Genomic DNA, 22,819 nt, shown 5'->3' on the forward strand with positions numbered 1-22,819 from the left:
TATGTTGCGTGCTTCCGTCCCGACCGAGTTACCGCCGATGTCGCACCCGCAGGAATCGCCACCCGAACAGCACCTCAGGCGTAGCCTGTCGAACCGACACCTGCAGCTGATCGCCATCGGCGGTGCCATCGGCACCGGCCTGTTCATGGGTTCGGGCAAGACGATCAGCCTCGCCGGGCCGTCCATCCTGTTCGTCTACCTGATCATCGGCGTGATGTTGTTCTTCGTCATGCGCGCCATGGGCGAGCTGTTGCTCTCCAACCTGGACTACAAATCGTTCATCGACTTCTCGACCGATCTTCTCGGTCCCTGGGCGGGATTCTTCTGCGGCTGGACCTACTGGTTCTGCTGGATCATCACGGCCATCGCGGACGTGATCGCCATCTCCTCGTATGCCCAGTTCTGGTTCCCCGGCCTCGCGCCATGGGTACCCGCCCTGCTCTGCGTGATCCTGCTCCTGGTGCTCAACCTCACCACGGTCAAGCTCTTCGGCGAGCTGGAGTTCTGGTTCGCGCTGATCAAGATCATCGCCATCTGCGCACTCATCGTCTGCGGCTTCGGCATGGTGGCCTGGAGCTTCCACTCGCCGAACGGCCACGTAGCCTCGCTCAGCAACCTGTGGAGCGACGGCGGCATGTTCCCCAAGGGCGTGGGCGGCTTCTTCGCCGGCTTCCAGATCGCCGTGTTCGCCTTCGTCGGCATCGAGCTGGTCGGCACCACCGCCGCCGAGACGGCCGATCCGGAGCGCAACCTGCCCAAGGCGATCAACTCGATCCCCGTCCGCATCATCCTGTTCTATGTGCTGGCCCTGGTCGTCATCATGTCGGTGACCCCATGGCGCGAAGTGCTGCCGGGCAAGAGCCCGTTCGTGGAACTGTTCGTGCTGGCCGGCATCCCGGCGGCGGCGAGCCTGATCAACTTCGTGGTGCTCACCTCGGCCACGTCGTCCGCCAACAGCGGCATCTTCTCCACCAGCCGCATGCTCTATGGCCTGGCCGAGGAAGACCACGCGCCGTCCGCGTTCAAGCGCCTGTCGAAGGCGGCCGTGCCGTCGCGCGGCCTGCTGTTCTCGTGCATCTGCCTGCTCGGTGGCGCGACCCTGGTCTACGTCATTCCCGACCTGGTCACCGCCTTTACGCTGGTGACCACGCTGGCCGCAATTCTCTTCATGTTCGTGTGGTCGCTGATCCTTGCCGCGTATATCGCCTACCGCCGCAAGCGGCCGGAGCTGCACGCTGCGTCTAAGTACAAGATGCCTGGCGGAGTGTTCATGTGCTGGGTATGCCTGGTGTTCTTCGCCTTCGTGCTGGTGTTGCTGGCGTTGGAAGACGACACGCGCAAGGCGCTGATCGCCAGCCCGGTGTGGTTTGCGATTCTCGGTATCGGCTACGCGTTGCGTCGCAAGCGGGCGTAACTGCGGGATCGCGCTTTCGGTAAGAGCCGATTCATCGGCGAACCCGCGGCAGCGGGCCAGGGTGGCGCAAGCACCCTATCGCCGATGAATCGGCTCCTACAAGGATCAGGGCGCCGCTAATACAGCGCCCTGCGCCAGCGCAGCAGTAACGAAGGCATCGGAGTCATCCGGCGAGAGCAGCAGCTTGCTGCCGCCGGCCAGATAGATCAGCACGCCGTGCTCGCGGTTGCGCGCGTAGCTGCGTACAAAGCCAATCCGACGCGAGTAGAACAGACCGTCGAAGGCGAAGAAGCCACCGTTGCCGAACACGCGGGTCATGCCCTGGAACGCCAGCGCATCGCGGCCGATCGACGCGCCGCGCAGCTCGAACGATTTACTGCCGATCACCTTCCGCACGACGAGGCCACCGTCGCCGATCGCGTACTCGCGCGTGGAAACCAGATACGTCACGAGCAGGATGAGCACCAGAACGGCGGCGAGATACGGCCCGACCGAGCGCCCTGCGTCCCGACCGAGCAGGATGCTCAACGCAATGACGAGAATCGCTACCGTCGTCAGTCCCAGCCAACGGACGCTGTCGGACATGCTCGTCGAAAAGGTCGTCATGGCTGAACCTCGCTCAGTGCGATTCGGGCGGTGGCGGCGTGACCGGTGCCGACAGCAGCAGGCTGCCGCGCACCACGTTCACGTAGGCCGAAGCGACCGGCTCGAGCTTGCCGTTCTTCAGGCGCCACGCCGAGACCATCCAGTCGTCGTTCGCGCGCCAGCCCACATGACCATGCCCGATGTAGCCGACCAGGATCTCGCCACGGAAGGTGAGCGGGAACAGGGTGGCTTCACTGTCGTAGCCGGTCATGGAGCCGACGGCCAGGCCATCGCTACCGAAATCCGGAAGGGTCGGCGCGTCGCCCTTCGAAGCGATGCCGCCCGGTGCCTTCGCCCGCGCCACGGCGGCCTCATACGACGCCTTCTCGTCACCCTTCAGCGCCCGGTCCAGAGTGCCGCCCTGGGGGTTGCGATCGTACTTGGCCACATACGTCATCGCTGTCGTGCCGAACTCATCGCAGGGCGACTGCTTCGGCGCACAGACGGCACCGTCGAGCTTCAGCGCGTGATCGAAACGCAGCACCAGCTCCACGGCCGGCCCGAAGCCCTTGCCGACCCAACGGCTGGCCTCGATCGACTGTTGATCAGGGCTCCCCGTATCGACGTTCAATGCGGCGTAGTCATCGCCCAGCTTCGCGACGAGGTGATTCGTCATGCAATCGTCGCCCCACACCGGCGGGCCGTCGATGGCGACGGCTTTCTTGCCATCGATACGGTACGGCGCCTCGGAGAGGCAATGCGCCGTGCCGCCCATCGAGTACGCCGAACTGAAGGGCGAACCTGCGAGCACACGATTGGTCAGGCTGTCGTCGAGCTCGGCGATGGCCTTTTTCAGCGCGTCGTCGGGCTGGAAGGGTAAGGCGGCGACGTTCTTCATCTCCACCTCTGTGGCGAGAACGATGGGCGCCCCCTGCCCTTTCAGATCGCTGAGTACGTCGCGAGAGCCGGACGGCAGCCTGGGCAAGGCATCGGCGACGATCGCGAGCGGCGCTTGCGGCTTGCCCTTGTCCAGCCCGGCGAGGAAGTCGATGCGCTGCCGGTACTGGCCGGCCATGACGTTGACGAGCTCCTTGCCCAGCCCTCCGCTGAGGTAGGTCCACGCCGTGTCGTCGCGGGTGGYGAGCCAATGGCGCTGGTCGAGCTTGAGCGCGTCGGCTTTGTCGGGGTGATTCTTGAGTGCCGCCCGGAAGGCATCGCCGAGTTTGCCGTCCAGCGCCGAGATCGTCGGCGCGGCGCAGACCGCCTTCTCACTGGGCGTACCCGCCTTGGCGCAGTCGAAGCTGGCGGCTTGGGCCATCAGCGGCGCAGTCAGCAGCAGCGCGGCGCTGGCAGCTCGTAACTTCTTGGACACAGGCGATCCTTCGTCTTGCCGGCGAATGACGGCAACGCCTGCATCTGAACAAAAGCGGTGGATGGCGGCAAGGGCTCCGCCTCGTCCGGGCGGAGCCACACGCTCACCAGAGGCTATGGGCCGAGGCGCCGAGCGAAAACAACACTCCGAGTGTGACAGCGAGGCTTAGCGCCAGCGCGACGATCCTGTTCTTCATGGTTCCATCCTGGTACGCAGGCGAGGTGCTGCGCAGCGCAGGTTAGATACCGGCCGGATGCAACGCTGCGGGCGGCAGCCGCTGCCTGGGGCCGTCTTTTACGGACACACGCGCAGGAATTCGGCTCGCGCTGACGCCAGCCGCGCCGGAGAGCGTCCCGGCGGGCTGGGTCAGACCTGAGCACGCCTGCTTCGTCTAGCGCGAACCGGTGTCTGGCTGAGCCACTGAGCCGGCTACCAGGGGCGAAGGGAAAGCTGCGTAGATCCAGGCAGCAGCTGTCAAGGCACCACCTGCGCCCAGGCCCAGTGCCCCGACGACGCCGTAGTGGTCGACGACCAGGCCACCCACCAGGGCGCCTGCCCCGATCGCCAGCTGGGTGATCGCGACGAAAAGCGCAGCCACACTTTCCATATGATCCGGCGCCGCGCTGAAGATCCAGCTCTGGATTGCGATAGGCAGCATCCCAAAGGCAAATCCCCAGGCAACCATGCCAGCGACGGTAGCGAGGTGGCTCTCTCGCGTCAGTAACAGCAAGAGCACCGATCCTCCCATCAGCAACGCAGTACCCAACACGGCACGTCGTACATCGCGTCCGCCCAGCCAACCGCAGAACAGGTTGCCGAAGATGCCGGCTACGCCGTAGGCGAGCAGGACGCCGCTAAGCTGGGGCGCCCCCATATCGCTGACCTGCGCAAGAAACGGCGACACGTAGGTATACGCCGCGAACTGACCGACGAAGATGAAGACGACGGCGATGAGTCCCACACGGACCTTGGGCAATCGCAGGACGGCCGGCACCTGCGAGATACCCGACGAACGCTCTGGTGGAATGACCGGAAGAAGCCGTACCAGCGCCAACGCGATCAGCAAGGCAAGGCCGGCTGACACGGCAAATGCGACGCGCCAACCGAGCAAGCCACCCAGCAACGTTCCCGCAGGAACCCCCGCAACGGTGCCTAGCGTCACCCCGGAGAAAATGATCGACGTCGCCCGTCCCGCATCACCAGGCCTCAATCGGGGTCCGAGGGACACGCCAATGGTCCAGAAGCCACCCACCGCAACGCCCAGGAAGAGGCGCCCCGCGAGCAACGTGTGCAAACCGCTCGCACAGGCGACGAGCACGTTCGATACCACCATCAGGCCGAGAAAGAACCACAACACGAAGCGTCGGTCGACCGCCTTCGCCACGCTGATGGTGAGGATCGCCGAGCACGCGGCAGCGACACCCGGCATCGTGACCATGAGACCCGCCTGCCCCTCGCTTATGGCGAGGTCGGAGGCAATCTGCGGGAGCAAGCCCACGGGCAAGAACTCCGCCGTGATCAGCGCGAAGGCACCGGCACCGAGCGCCGCAATGGCGTTCCACGATGCTGGCTGACCCTCTAAGCCAGGCTGATCAGTAACCCACCCCACGCACGCCTCCCGACGCACGGATGGATTCCCCGGTGACCCAATGCGAGTCGTCCGAGGCGAGAAACACCGCCAGCGGCGCAATGTCTTCCGGTTCGCCGAAGCGCCCCAAGGGGGTTCCCGCGAGGATCTTCTGTCCGAGTTCGCCGGTGAAGTTTCCATCGGTAGCGGGCGTATTCGTATGGCCCGGCAAGATGGAATTCACGCGGATGCCGCGTGACCCGAGCTCCCTCGCCAGCGCGAACGTGAGCGTATCCACCGCCCCCTTGGTGGCGGAATAGACACTGGATGCCAAATAGGGATCGGTGCTCAGGATCGAGCTGATATTGATAACGCTACCGGACGTACCGAAGAGCTTGCTCGCTTCCTTGACGGCGAGAAGGTAGCCCAGCACGTTGAGATTGAACTGCGTGTGGAAGGCGTCCTCGGTGAGGTCGTCGATCATCTGGAACACGGCGACACCGGCATTGTTCACCAGGATGTCGAGCGTGCCGAACTCTTTCCTGACCGTGTCGAACAACCGCGACACGTCCGCCGATTTGCTCATGTCCGCCTGAACGGCCAGACCCTGTCCGCCAAGCGCCTGGATCTGTGCCACGACGGCCTTGGCTTCGTTCTCGCTATTCGCGTAGTTCACGACCACGGTCGCGCCTTCAGCGCCCAAAGCCCGGGCGATACCCGCGCCAATGCCTTTCGATGCGCCGGTAACGACGGCAATCTTGCCTTTGAGTTTCATGGGTCGAGTCCTCTGATGGGAAAAGTGCTTGAGGTCAGTATTCGGGGTGCGAGCGTCGGCACGCGTGCCCCTTCTTCTCGCGTCCTTGCCTATTCTTCTCTTGCCGCTGGCAATCAGCGCATGGCAGGGCCATGATCGAAGGCATGAATGCTGCACTCGACGAACTGCGCGCGATCGTGATGCGCGCTGGTGATAAATGGACTGACACCGGCATCCCTCACGTCACCATGGTCAAGGCGGAAGCGTGCGCGAGCCAGGTGTACCAACCGATGCTTCACCTGGTGTTGCAGGGTTCGAAAACACTCTCCATCGGCGACCAGATCGCCGAATACCCGGCGGTGAGTTACTTCGTCGTGCCGATCGATGTACCCGCGACGGGAGACATCCATGCCAGCRGTCCGGAACAGCCTTATCTCGCGGTGAGTCTTGCGCTCGAGCCAGACGCTATCAGCGCCGTACTCACGCAGGGCGGCGAAGCGCTGGGATGGACGCCGGGCGCGGGCTTTTCCGCCTTGGCCGCACCGGCTGAGATGATCGATGCGTGGCTGCGCATGATGCGGCTGATCGATCATCCCGACGAGGCTGCCGTGATGGCGCCGCTGATCGAACGCGAGATCATCTTCAGAGCCTTGCAGGGTCCCTTGGGAAGCGTGCTCAGGGACATCGCGTGCCCGGGTGGGCACATCTCGCAGATCCGCCGGGTGATTCACTGGATTCGCGAGCACTTTGCGGAACCGCTGCGGATCGAACCGCTGGCGGCGATGGCGAACATGAGCGTCGCGGCGTTCTATCGCCATTTCAAAACCGCCACGTCCATGACGCCCATCCAATACCAGAAGCGTTTGCGGCTTCTGCGGGCCAGATGGCTTCTTCTATTCGAACCGCGCGATGCTTCGTCGATCGCCTTCACGGTGGGCTACGAAAGTGCATCGCAGTTCAGTCGGGAGTACGCGCGATTTTTTGGCATGCCGCCGACGAAGGACATCGCACGATTCAAGTCGAGTGATGCGCCGCAGACCATGCTGGCCTCACTGCATTGATGCTTCGCCTTCGGTGCGTCACACCTGTGCCTGACCACCGTCCGCAAAGATCTCCGCGCCATTGACGAAGCTGGCGTCGTCCGAAGCAAGGAAGAGCGCCACCTTGGCGATCTCATCCGGCTCACCGACCCGACCCAGCGGAACACGCGTGCCGAGGTAGTCGAGCATGCCTTGCTGCTGCACCGGGTCGCTACCGGCAAAGTCGAGCAGGAACGGCGTGCGAACCGGGCCGGGGCTGAGGACATTCACGCGGATTCCGGTGCCCTTGAGGTCGAGCGACCAGCTTCGCGCCAGGTTGCGTACCGCGGCCTTGGACGCGGAGTAGACACTGAAGGCGGCCGTGCCTTCGATGCTTGCACTGGAACCGGTGAGGATCACGGACGAGCCACTGGCGAGCAGCGGCAAGGCCTTTTGCACAGTGAAGATCATTGCCTTGACGTTGCCACCGAAGGTGGTGTCGATCTGCTCCTCGGTGATCTGGCCCAGCGGCAACATCGTTCCACCGCCTGCATTGGCGAAGAGAATATCGATGCGGCCCGCTTCCTTGCCGACGAGGTCGAAGACGCGATCAAGGTCATTGTTGTTGCACGAGTCGGCCTGAATACCGGTCACGTTGCCACCGATCTCCGCCTGCGCCGCCTTCAACGTGTCCAGACGACGTCCCGTAATGAAGACGTGTGCACCCTCAGCAGCGAACACTTTGGCCGCTGCAAGGCCGATGCCGCTGGTGCCGCCGGTGATGACGGCGATCTTGCCGTCGAGCCTGTCTGCCATGGTGATTCTCCGAAAGGTCAGGAGTGGCTCAGCGGAAGGTTTCCGACCGGCGTCCTGACGCAAAAGTTAGAACCAGCAGACGCGCCGCGGAAGATCGTGAAACCGATAACACCATCCATCAGGATGGATAAGCGGCGAACAACGCGACGATCCAATCGGCGAATGCACGTGTCTTCGCATTGGGATGCCGCGTGGCGGGATAGACCAGGTGCAAGGGCAACGATGGCTGCGCCCAGTCGTCGAGAATCGTCACCAGTTTCCCGGTCGCGAGATGCTCGCGCGCACTGAAGCTGAAGATCTGACCGATACCCAGCCCTGCGACCACGGCCTGTATCTGCGCCGTGCTCTCGCTCACGCTGATGGCGGACCGCACCGTGATCTCGTGCGCTTCGTCATCCTTGGTGTAGCGAAGGGCGAGCGATTTTCCTGTCTGGGGGAAGAAATAGCTGATGGCTGTGTGCCTCGTCCCGATGTCGGCTGGATGCGGTGGCGTGCCGTTGGCCGCAAGGTAATCAGGCGTCGCACAGGTCACCGAACGCAGGGTGGCGATCTGCCGGGCAATCAGGGAGGAGTCGGCGAGCACTCCTCCTCGAATCACACAGTCCACACCCTCACCGATGAGATCCACCGGCCGGTCGTTAACCCCGAGCAGCAGCTCGATCTCGGGAAACCGGGCACGGAAATCGGCCAACGCCGGGATGATCACCAGGTTGGCGAGGGAGGAACCGACGTCCACCCGAAGCTTGCCGCGCGGGGATGCCAGGGCACTGGCGGCCGCGCTATCCATCTCGTCCAGATCCGCGAGAAGGGCAAGGGCATGATCCCGATAGGCCTCCCCTGCTGGCGTGACCGTCAGTGCACGTGTGCTCCGCTCCACGAGCTGGGTGCCGAGGTGTTGCTCGAGATCCTGCAGGAGCTTGCTTACCGAGGAGCGCGGCAGATTCAGGGAATCTGCCGCCTTGGCGAACGATCGCGCATCGGCGATGCGGACGAAGACACGAAGGGCGAGGAGCTGATCCATGGGCAGGCTTTGGCTTCCGGTGAGGGAGAGTTCCGGGACCTTTGGCTGGCACCCTTCGCCGCTGAAGCGGCTCCCACAGGGTAGCGGAGACCGGTGGTGGCGACGCGCTTAGGGGAAATGGGTGACCTGGGTGCCGGCGATGGTCTCGGCGAAGCCTGCGCCAAAGACACTGGCGGGCGTCTCGAAACCCGGGCGCCAGTCGCCATCGAGGACACGGCGGGCTGCTTCGACAGCCGCCAGTGGCGTATACGAATAGCCGTTCACGGTCTCGATGATCGCCCGTGTGACCGTGCCATCGGCGCTTGTGACTTCCACGACGGCGGCGGCACGATGAGCGTCGCGTTGTTCCGGCGTGGGTCCATCCGGCAATAGCGACAGATCGCCTTCGGGAAAGCCGTCGCCTGTGACGTGAACGAACATCGCGATGTTCGGCACACCGGTGGCATGCCACGCCGTGATGAGATCGCCGAACGACAGGGGAAAGCAGTCCACCGCGCCATCGCCGAAATCGAACAACGCGGAGGGCGCATCGGGCCGCGACACCAGTTCGCCATTGACCCGCGCAAGTATCCCGGCACTGACAATCTCCGACGCGCTCACCGCCGAACCCCGGGACATCCCTCCCGCCACTTTCAGGGCGATGCGCAGAGACACCGGTTCCGTGACGCGCTCGACCACCTGCGTGGCCAGGCTATCCGTCGGCACGACGTCCCAGCCCACACCCGGCATCACCATTACCCCCGCGTCCGACGCGGCGGTAGAAAGCGATTCGGCCAGTTGATAGATGCCAATCTCCGCCGTGATATCGAGGTAGTGCATGCCGTACGCCAGGCAGGCCTGCATCAGGGGTTTCGCCGTACGCACGAACGGGCCGGCACAATTCAACACCGTGTGGATACTGTCGAAGTACTCGGGCGGCAGATCGCCTTCAAGCGAGAACACGCGATATGCCACATCGAGCTCGCGTGCCAGCGTCACCAGGCGCTCTTCGTCGCGACCGGCAATGACGACATCGAGGCCGACCGCCTTTGCCTGCTTAGCCGCCATGCGGCCGGTGTAGCCCACCGCGCCGTAGATAAGAAGTGTCTTCATGCCGCGTGCTGCCAGCTCTTGTACACGAACTCCAGGCTGTAGCCATCGGGGTCGAACACGTTCGCTGCGTAATAGCGCGGGTCGTAGTACAGGCGCGCGCCCGGTGYACCGTTGTCCGCCGCGCCCGCAGCGATCGCAGCGCCATAGGCCGCATCAACCATGGCGTTACTCGACGCCACGAAGCCTACGTGCGCAGCCTTACCTTCCACGACGCCCTTCCTCAACCAGAAGATGATGCGCCCGTCCACACCGAAACCCTTGAGATCCGGATGCCCCGGTGGGCCGTATTTGCCGTCGTAATCGACCCGCTGCGTGATGCCGAGCGGCGCGAACGCGGCCGTGTAAAAAGCGATGGAACGATCGATATCGCTGACGGAAATGAAAACATGATCCAACATGGCAAACCCTCGACTTAGATGTTGTAGCCACCGGCGACTTCGATCGACTGCGCATTGATCCAGCCGCTGTCGTCCGACAGCAGGCTCGCGATCACGCGACCTACATCCTCGGGTTCGCCGACGCGACCCAGCGCCGTCTGCCCGGCAAGCATCGCTTCGAACTCGTCATTCAGGCCGCCACCCAGTTCGGTACGGATGGCCCCCGGTGACACCGCGTTAGCCCGAATGCGACGACCGCCAAACTCCTTCGCCATGTAGCGGGTCAGAACTTCAAGACCACCCTTGAAGGCGGCGTAAGGCGCGACACCCGCCGTGGCAACGCGGGTCGTGGCGCTCGTCAGGTTCACGATACTCGCGCCGTCGGCCAGTAGCGGCAGCAGCGCCTGGGTCAGGAAGAACGGGCCCTTGAGGTGGACATTCATCAGGCCATCGAACTGATCCTGCGTCACGGTTTCCAGCGGATTGAACAGGCCATAGCCAGCGTTGTTGACGAGGCCAGCGAGGGAGCTGCCGCCCCAGGTAGAGTCCAGGGTGCGGCGGACGTCGTCGCGAAACGAAGCGAAGCTGTTCGCGTCGCCGACATCGAGAGGCAGGGCAACCGCCTTGCCGCCGAGCGCTTCGATCCGCTCGACAACCGACGCCGCGGCCTCGGGTTGGTTCTTATAGGTAAGGATGACACCCATACCCCGCTCTGCGCACTGGATGGCGGCGCTGGCACCGATGCCTCGGCTACCGCCGGTGATGACAATGACTTTCATGACGAAGCTCGCTGTGGTGGGTACGAGGTTCACTCTAGGCGTCGCGTCGAAGGGCGTCGCACCGGTTCCTGCCGCATACCTGCCTATTCCTCTCACCTCACGCGGCGGCAGCGTGGTCTGCCGCTACCATGAGCCATGAACGACGCATTGCAGGAATTGAGGGCCCTCGCCGCCGGAGCGCAGAACCGGGCCACCGCCACCGGTATTCCCCGGGTAGCCATGGTGCAAGGAGCGATCCCCCAGCATGAACTGGCTGGCGTGTACGACCCCATGATCAACCTGATCCTGCAGGGCGGAAAATCCATGACCGTCGGCGACCGGACCCTGCACTACGATCCGGCGACCTACTTCGTCATGTCCGTGGACCTGCCTGCCGTCGGCGCGGTGCGGCCCTCTGCCGAGGGCGAGCCTTATCTCGCCGTGAGCCTCACGCTCGATCCCGCGATCGTCGCCACCTTGCTGGACGACCTGCCCCGCCCGTCCGCAGAGAACCGTGGCGTGGCAGCGTTCTCGGTTGCTGCGGTGACACCGGAGCTCATGGACGCCTGGGTGCGGATGCTTCGTCTGATGAAACGTCCACAGGACATTCCCGCGCTGGCGCCGGCGTATGAGCGCGAGATTCTCTACCGGGTCCTGCAGGGGCCTCTCGGCTGGATGCTCAGCGATATCGCCACGCCCGACAGCGCCCTGTCGCGGGTGGGTCACGCCATCGAGTGGATCCGGCGGGACTTTGCGCAGCCGTTACGCATCGAGGCTTTGGCGGAGCGAGCGGCCATGAGCTCCTCGGCGTTTCACCGTCACTTCAAGGCGGTGACTGCGCTCAGTCCCTTGCAGTACCAGAAACGCCTGCGCCTATTGCAGGCGCGGAAGCTGCTCATGGGGGGCGCGGGCAACGTCACCACGATCGCGCTGGATGTGGGCTACGAAAGCCCGACCCAGTTCAGTCGCGAATACGCGCGCGCCTTCGGCTTGCCACCCACGCAGGACGCCGCCCGCATCGTCGCCGAGGCGCGGCGGCACGGGGTTCCGTCGGCGCCGTAGGGCGGGCAGACGCCAGCAAGCACCGCCGGGTCCCCATTGGGGCCAACCGCGGGGCCCCGCCCACCGAATTGGCATAGCCACCGAGTGGGCATTGTAGGAATCGGCCTACAGGAATCCACAGAAGAACCCGCTATATTCCACGGGTCCGATCGAGGCAGCCGGGGGGCCGCGTCGTCTTCGGACTTCAACGGGGGAAGTCATGGAAGTGCTGCCCAGCGCGCGCGAGCGCCGTTCGATACCGTACCTTGCCGAGCCGCGTCGATGAGGCCTGGCATGAAGTCCGTGCGCCATCGTCACGACGATGCGCTGAGCCGGGTCACCTGGGGTGCCTTTGAACACCTGGTCGCGGAGCATTTCCGTCGGCAGGGCTATCGCGTCGAGCACACCGGTACCGGGGAAGGCGGCAGGCTCACCGATGGCGGTGTGGACCTCACGCTCCACCGCGATCAGGAACTCGTCGTCGTCCAGTGCAAGCACTGGAACTCCTTCCAGGTGCCGCATAACGACGTGCACCAACTCATCGGCGTGATGCATACCGTGGGCGCGACAGGCGCCATCGTGATCACCTCGGGTGAGTTCACCACGGCGGCCTGTGAGGCGGCAGCGAAGTTCCGGCACATCAGGCTGATCGACGGCAAGACCATCCGGGCCATGCTCGGGCCAGTCGCCGAGCCGATCGACGAGGCACCGGCCTTACCCGCGTTTCCCACCTGGACCGGCGCGGCGCGACCGCCCGTCAGACAGACGCGCCAGCACCGGACGGATCGTGCCGCGGCGATAGCCGCGGTGGCGGCTGTCGTCGTGATGGCCGGGGCACTCGTGATGCTTTACACCTTTTACATTCATGAGATTCAGCGGGCACAGATGGCGAGGTTGCTGGATGCCCAAAAGCCGGTTGCGACCCAGCAACGCGCAGAAGCTCCGCCGCCCTCTGTCCTGCCAGGACTAACGTCCGGCCTGAGGATGGTTGAGACGATGCGAACGCATCCGCCCGTGGTTCACCATGCCGCCGATGAGCACGAAGTCGTCGCCGCATTGGAAGACAAGAAGCCGATTGCCACCGTGCTTAAAGATCAGTAGAGCCGCCGGACATGGGTTACAAGAAAGCAAAATTTCGCCACGCGGACCCACTATCCAGCATGCCGTGGGAAGAGTTCGAGCGTCTGATGGCGAGGCACTACGCGGCTCGCGGCTATCGGGTCGAGCACACGGGAACAGGAGCCCAGACGTCCTGGCGAAAATTCGACGGCGGCATCGACCTCAAGCTCTACCGCGACGGCGAATACATCGTTGTGCAGTGCAAGCGAGAGAATGTCTACGAGGTGACGCATAACGTCGTTCACCAGCTGATCGGCGTGATGCACACCCAACATGCCACACGGGCCATCGTCGTCATCACCGGAGTCTTCAGCGCAGCCGCCATCACCGCCGCCGCCGAGTTCCCGCAAATCGAGCTGATCAATGGCGCGGGGCTTCGACGCATGCTCGCGGAGACTGGCGATCTGCCGACGGCTCATTGGGCCGGCGATCCGCTCTCGGCCATGGCCGGTAACAAGCCGTCGAAACCGTCGTGGACGAGAAGGGATCGGAAAGGCGCGTTCCTGCTCATCCAGGCAGGGCTGACGATCGGCGTTCTGCTGTTCGGCTACTACCTCGTCATCCCCGCCATTTTCAAGAACATGACAACCTCGCTCGTTCACGCGTCTCAACACGTGTCGGCCCCACAGCCGGCGTCCGTGGTCACGCCTTCCATGGCGCGCACCGCGATGGCGACGATCGACGTACCCAACAAGGTAGTCGCCGAATCCAACTCGACGCCTCTTCAGCCACCACCTGCCATTTCAAAACTGAGCAAGAAGGAAGCGCAGGAGTGGGAACGTCAGAACGCGGAATCGATGCGGATTCTGGAGAAGACCACCGCTCCGCTGGACCAGTGATCCGAAGGATCCCGAGTAGGTTGATGAATAGATTCTTGAATAGATTCTTGAATAGATTCTCGAGGCAAGATCTCTTCACATTCAGTCATCTACGAATCTCTTCGGGCTTCACATGAATAGATTCTTGAATAGATTCTCTGGGCGCCTATGCGGTGCCACCGATCATTCCACTCCGAAATAAGCCGATCCCATGCCTCTCTTCGAACGGAGGCTTCCGCGTCATTGCTTTGTTGGATTTCGCCGATGAATCGGCTCCTACATGGGGTCGTAGCCGAATGGCATACCTGCTGGGAGCGGAACTAGTGGGCAATTCCGGCAACGGGTCCTCTTCACTGCGTCGGGAATCGCGTAGTGTGATCGGGGGAGAAATGGGGAACGGCCATGACTATCAAGCGCCCGTCAGGGAAGACTGCGTACGACACCTTGCGGCAGGACGTGCCCATGCGGTCGTGGACCATTCTTGCCCAGGATCCGTCGATCCTCGGCCCGGGAGGCAAGGCGCTGACGACCACGGTAAGCGTGCCATCCGAACGCCTGGAGCGGGGTCCCAAGGGCTATCGCGTCCACGTGATCGATTACGACGCCTCGTCCGATACGTTCTATCGCGCACGTGACAAGGACATCGATAAGGACACCTTCGCCAAGGTGACCGACATCGAGAAGCTGGTTCGCAATCCCTATTTCCACCAGCAGAATGTCTACGCCATCGTCATGGCGACGCTGCAGTCTTTCGAGGGTGCCCTGGGTCGACCCGTGCCGTGGGGGTTCCCGACCCCGAGCCACCAGATCAAGGTGGCGCCGCACGCGTTTGCCGATGCCAACGCCTACTACTCGCGCGAGTCCGAAAGCCTCAACTTCGGCTACTTCCCGGACAGCAAGGGCAAGCAGGTTTTCACCTGTCTCTCCCACGACATCGTCGTGCATGAAACCGCCCACGCGCTGCTGGATGGCCTGCGTCCCAGCTACCTCCTGCCGTCATCGCCAGACCAGGCGGCCTTCCATGAAGGCTTCTCCGACATCGTGGCCTTGCTGTCGGTCTTCCAGGGAGAAAGCATCATCGAACGCCTCCTGGTACCCCTGACCGACGGCAGCGGACGTATCCCCCTGCGGCACCTCACGGCGGCCGCACTGGGTGGCACGCAGATCGCCAAACTCGCCGAGCAGATGGGCGCTGCGCTCAGCGGCGTCCCCACGTCCTCGCTACGCGCCTCCCTCCGGATCAAACCGAACAAGGGCCACTACGCCAGCGCACAATTTACGGAGGAACACGATCGCGGGGAACTGCTGGTGGCCATCGTGTTGCGGGCCTTCTTCGAAGTCTGGGCGCGCCGGCTCAAACCGCTTGCCCAGGGCTATCCCAACGGCATCGCGCGTTCCGTCGTCACCGACGAAGGTACAACGGCTGCCACGCACTTGTTGCGCATCCTGATCCGCGCGCTCGACTACATGCCACCGGTCGACCTGACCTTTCCCGATTTCCTCAGCGCCCTGATCACCGCCGACATGCAGCTGTATCCGGACGACACGAGGTACCGGTATCGCGAGGTGCTGAGGACATCCTTCGAAGCCTACGGCGTCAACCCCGCTGCTCGCGCACGACCCGATGGTGCCTGGCAACCGCCGCCGGCCAGTGAGTTCACCCTCACCGGCACGCACTTCGAGCGCATGCAACGCGAACCGCTGGAAGTGTTCCGCTTCATCTGGGAGAACAAGGCGGCACTCGGTATCGAGCGTAATGCGTTCTCCCGGGTCACCTCGGTGCGACCCGTCCTGCGCATCAGCAACGATCAGACGCTACTGCGTGAGACCGTCGTGGAGTACATCCAGGAGCTATCGGTCTACGCCAGCGAACTGACATCGCTCGGTATCAGGAAGCCCGACGGCATGCCGACCAACCGGCTGATCCAACTCTACGGCGGCGGGACGCTGGTCTTCAACGAATATGGTTTGCTGAAGTTCCATATCGGCACGGGTGTCAAGAGCCCACGGCAGTCCGCGCGCCTGCAAAGCCTCTGGGACCGGGGCTACTTCACCCAGCAGATCAGCGCGTCCGCGCGGATTGCCAACCTGCACCGCGATCGGGTCCTGCGCCCGCTGCGTTCGACAAGGGAGCAATGGTGAGATGGGAACGACACGAAAACCCAAAGCCACCACGCCCCACGAGATGGTCCTGCGCAGCTACAACGTCGGCTTCGGCGACTGCTTCCTGCTGACCTTCCGGTACACCGGATTCGACCGCCACATCCTGATCGACTTCGGCTCCACGCGCGCACCGAAGGGCAAGGTCATGGCGGCTCACATGATGGGCATCGCCAAACAGATCGAGACCGATTGCGAAGGCAAGCTGCACGCGCTCGTCGTCACGCACCGCCACAAGGACCACATCAGCGGCTTCACTTACAGCGGAGGCAAAGGCCCAGGCGCGGTGATTCGTCGACTCGATCCGGACCTGGTCATCCAGCCCTGGACCGAAGACCCCAAGGCGCGACGCAATGCCAAGGGGCCCACCGCCGCCATGCGCAACGGCGATACCAAGGCGGCAATCCAGCACATCGACGCCCTGCATGACATGAACGAGTTCGCCGGCTATGTCGTCTCCGCCAGCAAGCGCTTGCGCGGCAATCACCTCAAGGCCACCCGGGAGCAACTGGCCTTCCTCGGGGATGACAACGACCTGACCAATCGCGATGCGATCGCCAACCTGATGACCATGGGGCGGAGGAAACGCTACGTGTACTTCGGCGCCAAGTCAGGGCTGGAATCCGTGCTGCCCGGCGTCGTCACCACGGTACTGGGCCCACCTACGCTGAAGCAGTCCCCGGGCATTGCGACCCAGCGTGCTAAGGATCCGGACCAGTTCTGGATGCAGCTCGCAGCGCGGGCCGAGTTCTGGGCACAGCACGGGCAGATCGCCAGGTACGCCAAAGCGACCGACGGCGTGCTTTTTCCTCGCCATGTCGAGACGCGGCATCCCTGGGACATGCGTTGGTACCGGTACCAGGCCCAGCGCGAGCAAGCCGACAACCTGCTCTCGATCGTCCGTACGCTCGACAGCGCCATGAACAACACCAGTGTGATCCTGCTGTTCGAAGTGGCGGGCAAGAGCTTCCTCTTCCCCGGCGACGCGCAATACGAGAACTGGATGTACGCGCTATCGCACCCGGACATCGTAGCCCGGCTCGCCAAGGTCGACCTCTACAAGGTCGGTCACCACGGCAGCCTCAACGCCACGCCCAAGGACCTCTGGAACGGGTTCACCGCCCGAGGCACCAAGACGAAGAAGGGCCGCCTCGTCTCGGTGCTGTCGACCCTGGCCGGTGTGCACGGCAGCGAGACGGCCGGCACGGAAGTCCCGCGGGATCCGCTCGTCACGGCACTGACCAAGGAATCGAATCTGCTCGACACGCGCACCGCGGGCGACGTCCAGGTGACACGGATGAAGCTATGAGGGATCAACGATGAAACGCATCATTGTGTGCGCCGATGGCACCTGGAACGTCCAGGACCAGATCGGCGACGGCAGCAAGACACGGCGCCCGACCAATGTCACCAAGCTGGCACGCGCCATCCTGCCTACCGACGCCAACGGCATCACCCAGCTGGTGATCTATCGCGAAGGCGTCGGCACCGGACCGGGCATGGACAAATGGACCGGCGGCGCGTTCGGCGATGGCATCGAGGACAACATCGTCGCCCTGTATCGAAGCATCCTCTACAACTACGAACCCGGTGACGAACTGTTCTTCTTCGGATTCAGTCGCGGCGCATTCACCGCGCGCAGCCTGGCCGGCTTCCTGAAGTTCGCCGGCCTGCTGCGGAAGACCGACGATTACTACACGCCCGACTTCTACGCCTGCTACGAAAAAGGCCAGGGATTGGGGACCGATGGGTGGGCCAAGGCCGCGCACCGTCTCGAGGGTGAACGGATCCTTCCGACGATCAAGATGATCGGCGTCTGGGACACCGTCGGTTCACTGGGCGCGCCCGGACTGCTCGGCCAGGTGCTCAACAACAAGAAGTACCTCTATCACCAGGTCGGCTTGTTCGACGAGATCGAGAACGCTTTCCACGCCCTGGCCATCGACGAAAGGCGCAAACCCTTCGTGCCGACGCTGTGGGAGAAACCGCCCGGCTGGAGGGGACACCTGGAGCAGGTCTGGTTCGCCGGCGTCCACTGCAATGTCGGCGGCGGCTACCCGCGCGACGGACTCGCCAACGAAGCCCTGTGGTGGCTCGCCGGAGAAGCCGCCGCGCTCGGTTTGGCCATCGACACGCGCTATCTCAAGCCCTTTGCACCGCACGCCGACGGTCAGCTCTACGACTCGATGGATCTCAAGTATCGACTCATGGGCTCCTACCTACGGCCGATCGGCATGCAGGCCAATGGCGACGAAGCCATCCACTCCTCGGTGGTCACGCGTCTTTCGGGGAATGATCCTGCGTACTCGCCATCCAACGCCAAGGCCTACGTCGCGCAACCGAACATGAAGGTCGCGACGACCAAGCCCATTCCATAGCGAGCGATGCTCAGGCCACTCCCTTCAACATCTCGGCGGCCTTCAGCGAATCCAGATCCCGATTGATCGTCGCCACCGCGATCACGCGTCCGTCCTTCTCGTAGCGCACTTCGGCGTCCTTATCCGCCACCGAGCCTTCCTCGCGGATCGCATCCCAGTCCTCGGCATGACCGACGTAACGGATGGTCGTGTCGTAATGCACGCTCCAGAAGAACGGCGGCTCTTCGAACGGATCGTCGATATCGAGCATGCCCGCCGCCGCGACCTGGCCGTGACGCTCGGCGAGCACCCAGTGTTCGACGCGCGCGGGCTCACCGTGCTTGCCCGGATAGCGCGCGATGTCGCCGGTGGCGAAGATGTTCGGGTCGGAGGAGCGCATGGATGCGTCGACAACCACGCCGCCCTCAATGTGTACACTGGCTGCCTCGGCAAGCTGCAGGCGCGGCTTCACACCGATGCCGAGGACCACGCGTGTCGCGCGCACCGAGGTGCCGTCGTCGAGCTTCACGGCACCCTCGGCATAGCCTTCTGCGCGGCGACCCAGGTGGAACACCACGCCGTTCTCTTCGTGCAGGGCCTTGATCATCGTCCCGATCGAAGGCCCGAACTTGCTGCGCAGCGGAATCAGCTCCGGCCCGATCACGTGCACCGCGATGCCACGATGGCGCAGCGATGCCGCTGCTTCCAGACCGATGAAGCTGCTGCCGATCACGGCGACGATATCGTTGGTGTTCACGTCGGCAATCACACGCTCGGCGTCCTTCATGCTCCGCAAGGTATGCACGTGCGGCTGATCGAACCCCGGCGCCGCKGGGCGAATCGGCTCCGCACCCGTCGCCAGGAGAAGCTTGTCGTAGACCAGGGACTCGCCCGAGGCGAGCGCCACCGAACGCGCAGCCGCATCGATCGAACGGACGACCGTGCCCAGCTTCACGTCGATCTTGAGGTCCGCGTAGAACGCCTCGTCCTTCAGCGGCATCCACTCCGGCTCGGCCGTGCCGGCCAGATAGTCCTTCGACACGTTGGGCCGGTCGTACGGCGCATCCGCATCGGCACTGATCATGGTGATGCCGCCGGCAAACCCGTGCTGGCGAAGGCGCTGCGCCGCGGCGAAGCCCGATGCCCCACCACCCACGATCACGAAATGCTTGTCCGCCAGCAGGGCCGCCGCCGGCGGTGCCTCCTCAGGCAACGCTTCACGAATGAACACCTTGCCGCCCTCCTCTTCCACTTTCCAACGCGCGACGGAAGCGAGTGCCGGCGCCTTCAGCGCACGTCCCGTCCTCAGATCGAAACAGGCGTGATGCAGTGGACAGTTGATGGTGTCGCCGACGCGCAGCCCCTCGTGCAAGGGGCCGCTGTAATGACTGCAGGCACCACCCAGCGCCACGATGCCGTCGTGGGTGCGCGCCACGATGATCGCCTCGCCGTTCACATGCCCGGCGAAGACACCATCCTCGGGAATGGTGGACGCATACACGCCTTGGCTGAAGTCGGGGCCGACGGGTGCGGAGTCAGAATCGTTAGACATGGCAGGTTCCCGTGCTGGCGTTGGCTAGCCTTCGAATGTAAGGGTCAAATATGACGGTGGCTAGGCGGAATGGTGTGCGCATGGTGTTGATCGGACAGCACCAATGAGGCATCCGTTCCACGCGTTGTGCAATTTCGGAATTACATGAGGGTTTTGTGAAGACGGCTTAACTGAGACCCGCGTCTCTTGGCTTTTGAGCCCGCCTTCGGCAAGCTGAGAGGTCGCAAGAAACCCCGACATACGCACGATCAGGAGCTCCATGATGAGAACGGTCCACACGCTCGCCATCACCCTCGCCCTTCTCGTCACCGGCAGCAGTGCCTTCGCCGCCGACAGCACCAGCCAGGTCATCAAGCGCCAGGCGCCCAAAGGGATCACAGCTACGTTCTATGCGTGCGTCGACAAGGCCGGTTCCGACGCCACAGCGCAAGGTGCCTGCCTCGCCACCGAAAAGAAGACCCAGGACACGCGACTCAACACCACGTACAAGGCACTGACCGCCAAGCTCACCGGCAACGCCAAGGCCAACCTGCTGACCTCCGAGCGCGCCTGGCTCGAGTTCCACAACCGGAACGGCGATTTCGAAGCCTCGCTGTATGGCGATGAGCCGGTCGCCGACCTCCAGGTCACGCAGAACGAGATCTTCCGCATCGCCGAACGCGCCGATGCCCTGGACAAGTACCTCACCATCGCCAACGACCAATAACGCGACGCTTCACGGAGAGAAGTCATGGCTGGAATCGATACGCACGATGTGAACTCGCTTGCCGGCGCCACGTATTTCGTGGTCGGACGCGGCACCGAAGGCGGCCCGTCTTCGTACCATCTGTCCATCACCGGCGTCACGTCCGGCACGTCCGATCCCAACTGGGGTCACGCGAACAAGATCATCGCGGACAGCGGCTATTCGCTGGGGACCATCCAGGTCGACCTCGGCAAGCGTGGCACCTGGGCGCTCGGCGCCACCGACGGTGCGGCGCTGAAGCCCGGCGAGACGACGTACGTCGACGGCATCATCGACCAGTCCTCGAAGTACGCGAAGGACCATGGCCTCACCTACACCGGTGACACGGCCAAGCTGCGCAGCGACCTGCTCACGCACGGCAACGGTGAACACGGCCGCACCACCCTGCACTTCATCGATGCGGATACACGCAACAGCATCAACGCGTGGGCGGGCTCGCAGGACGGCCAGAAGTGGGTCCACACGAACATCGACTACCCGCAGATCAAGAATGCGACGCAGTCGGCGATGGACACGCTCGACAAGTACGGCAAGAACATCCCGGAAGAGCATCGCCTGGAGACCGTCGCCATCCTCGCCAAGACGGAAAACCAGATTCCGTCGCAGATGAAGAAGTTCGAGAAGGTGCTGCAGGACGGCGGTGACTACAACGCCGTGCTCGCCAAGGCCAACGAGATCAAGGAAACCTACTCGTACTACGACGGCCCGAAAGCCGCCGCCCTGGCCGAGCAGTATAAAAACGCTTACAAGGATCCGGAGAAGGCCGCCGCGCTCGATCGTGCGCACACCAAGGTCGGCAACGCGAACTTCGATCCGTCGAAAGCCGGCGACGATGCCGACATCAAGGCAGCGCTCAAGGCGATCGGCCAGGGTGGTCGTGCGCATGCGCCAGCTAGCCACGGCTCACTGAGGGATGGTTCGCACGGCGAGAAGGTCACCGCCTTGCAGACCGATCTCGCGAAGCTGGGCATCACGGATGCTCATGGACGCGCGCTGCGTCCGGATGGCGACTTCGGTCCGGGCACCAAGGCCGCCGTAGAGAAGTTCCAGCGCGAGCATGGGCTGACCGCCGATGGCGTGGCCGGGCCGAAGACGCTCGAGGCGGTGCAGAAGGCAGCGCATCCGCCGCAGGTCGCTCATCCGACGCCGGCTGGCCCTGCGCCGGTCAGCCATCCGAACTACGGCAGCCTCGCCGACGCCGGCCACCCAGGCAATGGGATTTATAAGCAGGCGCTCGATGGCGTGAAGATCATCGACGCGAAGATGGGACGCCCGTCCGACCATATGTCGGAGAACCTCGCCGGCTCGCTGGCCGTTGCAGCGCGGAAAGAGGACCTGTCGCGAGTGAACCACGTCGAGATCAGCGACGACGGCAAGCGCGCGTACGCCATGCAAGGTGAGACGAGCTCGCCGTTCAAGCGCGTGGCTGAAGTAGATGTGGCGCAGTCGGTGGCGAAGCCGCTTGAGCAGAGTAGTGCTGAGTACACCAAGCTGGATCAGCAGCAGGCTGAAAAGCCGGTGGTTTCGCAGCCGGTGCAGACCCAGCAACCGCAGTCGCCGCAGCAGGCGCACGGCCCCTGAAGACAGAATCGCCCACCGTTCTGGTGGGCGATGGCTTCTTCTGGTTGGTGGCATGCAATCTCGCGCGTCACCGGCATTCCTGAAGCGCATCGCGCAGGTTAAGCTTCTGCCTCAAGCGGGCCCGGACGCCTCGTCTGCGACGCTAAACAGGGAGAGCTTCGTGAGATTCGGTATTCATGCCGTGGCCGTCTTGGCTGCGGCATCGCTCGTGGTGTGGTCGCCCGCTCATGGCGCTGAAAGATGCCTGACCAGTAAGGCCCATTACACGCTCTCATCCGACAAGCGGTTTTCCATTCGCTTCGTTACCGTCGGGAAGCAGGAAGGCTGGGGATCGGACGTCGCCTTGAGAATCGACACCAAGGGCAACCCGTCTTACTGGTTCATGTTCGACGGCGGCAGTGCGCGATACGTCAACATGATCTCGACGACGGACGTCAAGGCACCGCACTGGACACCACCGACCGGCAGCTCAGGCCCCCGCCCCATGGGCGAGATGCACTACTTCGCCTGGTCGGGAAAGTACGAATTCGACACGGACTATCCGCAATCCGGCGCCACGGCGCCGGAGCGGATCTTCCTGCCCGATCTCTCGGAAACCATGTGGTACCGGGGCAACCCGCGCATCGGCGTGCAGCACGGGGTGTTCGTGCTCGATCGCTGCGATCGCTGAC

General features: G+C 63.6%; 21 protein-coding genes. 11 read left to right on the forward strand and 10 right to left on the reverse strand.

Annotated elements, in window-relative coordinates:
* Positions 1-37 precede the first annotated feature (37 nt).
* On the forward strand, positions 38-1,414 hold the full coding sequence (gene cycA / locus AC1DYM_RS18580; RefSeq protein ID WP_477340837.1) for a D-serine/D-alanine/glycine transporter: 1,377 nt from the start codon (positions 38-40) through the stop codon (positions 1,412-1,414).
* Positions 1,415-1,519: 105 nt separating this feature from the next.
* On the opposite strand, the gene AC1DYM_RS18585 is transcribed toward cycA, so the two are convergent.
* The 4 genes from AC1DYM_RS18585 to AC1DYM_RS18600 all read right to left on the reverse strand — a co-directional run bounded on the left by AC1DYM_RS18585 (position 1,520) and on the right by AC1DYM_RS18600 (position 5,713).
* A complete protein-coding gene (locus AC1DYM_RS18585) occupies positions 1,520-2,020 on the reverse strand; it encodes a PH domain-containing protein (protein ID WP_477340839.1) in 501 nt (166 codons plus the stop codon).
* Between the two features lie 13 nt (positions 2,021-2,033).
* Complete coding sequence (locus AC1DYM_RS18590; RefSeq protein WP_477340841.1) at positions 2,034-3,371, reverse strand: lysozyme inhibitor LprI family protein; 1,338 nt, start codon at positions 3,369-3,371, stop codon at positions 2,034-2,036.
* A gap of 391 nt (positions 3,372-3,762) precedes the next feature.
* Entirely contained in the window at positions 3,763-4,980 is a 1,218-nt protein-coding gene (locus tag AC1DYM_RS18595) for an MFS transporter (RefSeq protein WP_477340843.1), read from the reverse strand.
* Positions 4,964-5,713: an SDR family NAD(P)-dependent oxidoreductase gene (locus AC1DYM_RS18600; protein WP_477340845.1), complete on the reverse strand. Its 750-nt coding sequence runs from the start codon at positions 5,711-5,713 to the stop codon at positions 4,964-4,966. Before AC1DYM_RS18600 ends, AC1DYM_RS18595 begins: the two co-directional genes overlap by 17 nt.
* Before the next feature lie 131 nt (positions 5,714-5,844).
* On the opposite strand from AC1DYM_RS18600, the gene AC1DYM_RS18605 reads away from it, so the two are divergent.
* Complete coding sequence (locus AC1DYM_RS18605; RefSeq protein ID WP_477340847.1) at positions 5,845-6,753, forward strand: AraC family transcriptional regulator; 909 nt, start codon at positions 5,845-5,847, stop codon at positions 6,751-6,753.
* 18 nt (positions 6,754-6,771) lie between these two features.
* Here AC1DYM_RS18605 and AC1DYM_RS18610 read toward each other — a convergent pair whose 3' ends face one another.
* The 5 genes from AC1DYM_RS18610 to AC1DYM_RS18630 all read right to left on the reverse strand — a co-directional run bounded on the left by AC1DYM_RS18610 (position 6,772) and on the right by AC1DYM_RS18630 (position 10,796).
* Entirely contained in the window at positions 6,772-7,527 is a 756-nt protein-coding gene (locus AC1DYM_RS18610) for an SDR family oxidoreductase (protein WP_477340849.1), read from the reverse strand.
* A 118-nt stretch (positions 7,528-7,645) separates the two neighbouring features.
* Positions 7,646-8,548, reverse strand: coding sequence for a LysR family transcriptional regulator (locus AC1DYM_RS18615; protein ID WP_477340851.1), 903 nt, complete (start codon positions 8,546-8,548; stop codon positions 7,646-7,648).
* A gap of 108 nt (positions 8,549-8,656) precedes the next feature.
* Positions 8,657-9,640 (reverse strand): saccharopine dehydrogenase family protein, encoded by a 984-nt coding sequence (locus AC1DYM_RS18620; protein ID WP_477340853.1) that lies wholly within the window; start codon positions 9,638-9,640, stop codon positions 8,657-8,659.
* The gene (locus tag AC1DYM_RS18625; protein ID WP_477340855.1) at positions 9,637-10,038 is read right to left on the reverse strand and encodes a VOC family protein; all 402 of its coding nucleotides are present in this window, start codon (positions 10,036-10,038) and stop codon (positions 9,637-9,639) included. Before AC1DYM_RS18625 ends, AC1DYM_RS18620 begins: the two co-directional genes overlap by 4 nt.
* A gap of 14 nt (positions 10,039-10,052) precedes the next feature.
* Positions 10,053-10,796 carry an SDR family NAD(P)-dependent oxidoreductase gene (locus AC1DYM_RS18630; RefSeq protein WP_477340857.1) on the reverse strand — a complete coding sequence of 248 codons (744 nt, stop codon included), beginning with the start codon at positions 10,794-10,796 and terminating at the stop codon, positions 10,053-10,055.
* Between the two features lie 135 nt (positions 10,797-10,931).
* Here AC1DYM_RS18630 and AC1DYM_RS18635 point away from each other — a divergent pair, with 135 nt between their 5' ends.
* The 6 genes from AC1DYM_RS18635 (at position 10,932) to AC1DYM_RS18660 (ending at position 18,291) form a co-directional block, all read left to right on the forward strand.
* A complete protein-coding gene (locus tag AC1DYM_RS18635) occupies positions 10,932-11,837 on the forward strand; it encodes an AraC family transcriptional regulator (RefSeq protein WP_477340859.1) in 906 nt (301 codons plus the stop codon).
* Positions 11,838-12,110: 273 nt separating this feature from the next.
* Positions 12,111-12,917 (forward strand): restriction endonuclease, encoded by an 807-nt coding sequence (locus AC1DYM_RS18640; RefSeq protein WP_477340861.1) that lies wholly within the window; start codon positions 12,111-12,113, stop codon positions 12,915-12,917.
* 11 nt (positions 12,918-12,928) lie between these two features.
* Positions 12,929-13,774 carry a restriction endonuclease gene (locus tag AC1DYM_RS18645; protein WP_477340863.1) on the forward strand — a complete coding sequence of 282 codons (846 nt, stop codon included), beginning with the start codon at positions 12,929-12,931 and terminating at the stop codon, positions 13,772-13,774.
* 381 nt (positions 13,775-14,155) lie between these two features.
* On the forward strand, positions 14,156-15,895 hold the full coding sequence (locus AC1DYM_RS18650; protein WP_477340865.1) for a hypothetical protein: 1,740 nt from the start codon (positions 14,156-14,158) through the stop codon (positions 15,893-15,895).
* A gap of 1 nt (position 15,896) precedes the next feature.
* Entirely contained in the window at positions 15,897-17,222 is a 1,326-nt protein-coding gene (locus AC1DYM_RS18655; protein ID WP_477340867.1) for an MBL fold metallo-hydrolase, read from the forward strand.
* A gap of 10 nt (positions 17,223-17,232) precedes the next feature.
* Complete coding sequence (locus AC1DYM_RS18660) at positions 17,233-18,291, forward strand: DUF2235 domain-containing protein (protein WP_477340869.1); 1,059 nt, start codon at positions 17,233-17,235, stop codon at positions 18,289-18,291.
* A 10-nt stretch (positions 18,292-18,301) separates the two neighbouring features.
* Here the strand turns inward: AC1DYM_RS18660 and AC1DYM_RS18665 are convergent, their stop codons facing one another.
* Positions 18,302-19,822 carry an FAD-dependent oxidoreductase gene (locus tag AC1DYM_RS18665; RefSeq protein ID WP_477340871.1) on the reverse strand — a complete coding sequence of 507 codons (1,521 nt, stop codon included), beginning with the start codon at positions 19,820-19,822 and terminating at the stop codon, positions 18,302-18,304.
* Positions 19,823-20,081: 259 nt separating this feature from the next.
* Between AC1DYM_RS18665 and AC1DYM_RS18670 the strand changes: the two genes are divergently transcribed.
* From AC1DYM_RS18670 to AC1DYM_RS18680, 3 genes are read left to right on the forward strand one after another with little or no spacing between them, the layout of a single operon-like run.
* Entirely contained in the window at positions 20,082-20,528 is a 447-nt protein-coding gene (locus tag AC1DYM_RS18670) for a lysozyme inhibitor LprI family protein (protein ID WP_477340873.1), read from the forward strand.
* A 24-nt stretch (positions 20,529-20,552) separates the two neighbouring features.
* Positions 20,553-22,148, forward strand: a complete 1,596-nt coding sequence (locus AC1DYM_RS18675; RefSeq protein WP_477340875.1) for an XVIPCD domain-containing protein — start codon at positions 20,553-20,555, stop codon at positions 22,146-22,148.
* Between the two features lie 52 nt (positions 22,149-22,200).
* Complete coding sequence (locus AC1DYM_RS18680; protein ID WP_477340877.1) at positions 22,201-22,818, forward strand: hypothetical protein; 618 nt, start codon at positions 22,201-22,203, stop codon at positions 22,816-22,818.
* The last annotated feature ends 1 nt before the right edge of the window (position 22,819 follow it).

The sequence above is a fragment of the Luteibacter sp. P1_D3 genome, assembly GCF_056406135.1.

Excerpts from the sequence above, each read along its gene's own strand:
- AC1DYM_RS18620 (WP_477340853.1), bottom strand. The coding sequence starts at position 9,640 with ATGAAGACACTTCTTATCTACGGCGCGGTGGGCTACACCGGCCGCATG.
- AC1DYM_RS18655 (WP_477340867.1), top strand. The coding sequence starts at position 15,897 with ATGGGAACGACACGAAAACCCAAAGCCACCACGCCCCACGAGATGGTC.
- cycA (WP_477340837.1), top strand. The coding sequence starts at position 38 with ATGTCGCACCCGCAGGAATCGCCACCCGAACAGCACCTCAGGCGTAGC.
- AC1DYM_RS18680 (WP_477340877.1), top strand. The coding sequence starts at position 22,201 with ATGCAATCTCGCGCGTCACCGGCATTCCTGAAGCGCATCGCGCAGGTT.
- AC1DYM_RS18585 (WP_477340839.1), bottom strand. The coding sequence starts at position 2,020 with ATGACGACCTTTTCGACGAGCATGTCCGACAGCGTCCGTTGGCTGGGA.
- AC1DYM_RS18600 (WP_477340845.1), bottom strand. The coding sequence starts at position 5,713 with ATGAAACTCAAAGGCAAGATTGCCGTCGTTACCGGCGCATCGAAAGGC.
- AC1DYM_RS18610 (WP_477340849.1), bottom strand. The coding sequence starts at position 7,527 with ATGGCAGACAGGCTCGACGGCAAGATCGCCGTCATCACCGGCGGCACC.
- AC1DYM_RS18650 (WP_477340865.1), top strand. The coding sequence starts at position 14,156 with ATGACTATCAAGCGCCCGTCAGGGAAGACTGCGTACGACACCTTGCGG.
- AC1DYM_RS18645 (WP_477340863.1), top strand. The coding sequence starts at position 12,929 with ATGGGTTACAAGAAAGCAAAATTTCGCCACGCGGACCCACTATCCAGC.
- AC1DYM_RS18660 (WP_477340869.1), top strand. The coding sequence starts at position 17,233 with ATGAAACGCATCATTGTGTGCGCCGATGGCACCTGGAACGTCCAGGAC.
- AC1DYM_RS18615 (WP_477340851.1), bottom strand. The coding sequence starts at position 8,548 with ATGGATCAGCTCCTCGCCCTTCGTGTCTTCGTCCGCATCGCCGATGCG.
- AC1DYM_RS18675 (WP_477340875.1), top strand. The coding sequence starts at position 20,553 with ATGGCTGGAATCGATACGCACGATGTGAACTCGCTTGCCGGCGCCACG.
- AC1DYM_RS18635 (WP_477340859.1), top strand. The coding sequence starts at position 10,932 with ATGAACGACGCATTGCAGGAATTGAGGGCCCTCGCCGCCGGAGCGCAG.
- AC1DYM_RS18630 (WP_477340857.1), bottom strand. The coding sequence starts at position 10,796 with ATGAAAGTCATTGTCATCACCGGCGGTAGCCGAGGCATCGGTGCCAGC.
- AC1DYM_RS18670 (WP_477340873.1), top strand. The coding sequence starts at position 20,082 with ATGATGAGAACGGTCCACACGCTCGCCATCACCCTCGCCCTTCTCGTC.
- AC1DYM_RS18640 (WP_477340861.1), top strand. The coding sequence starts at position 12,111 with ATGAAGTCCGTGCGCCATCGTCACGACGATGCGCTGAGCCGGGTCACC.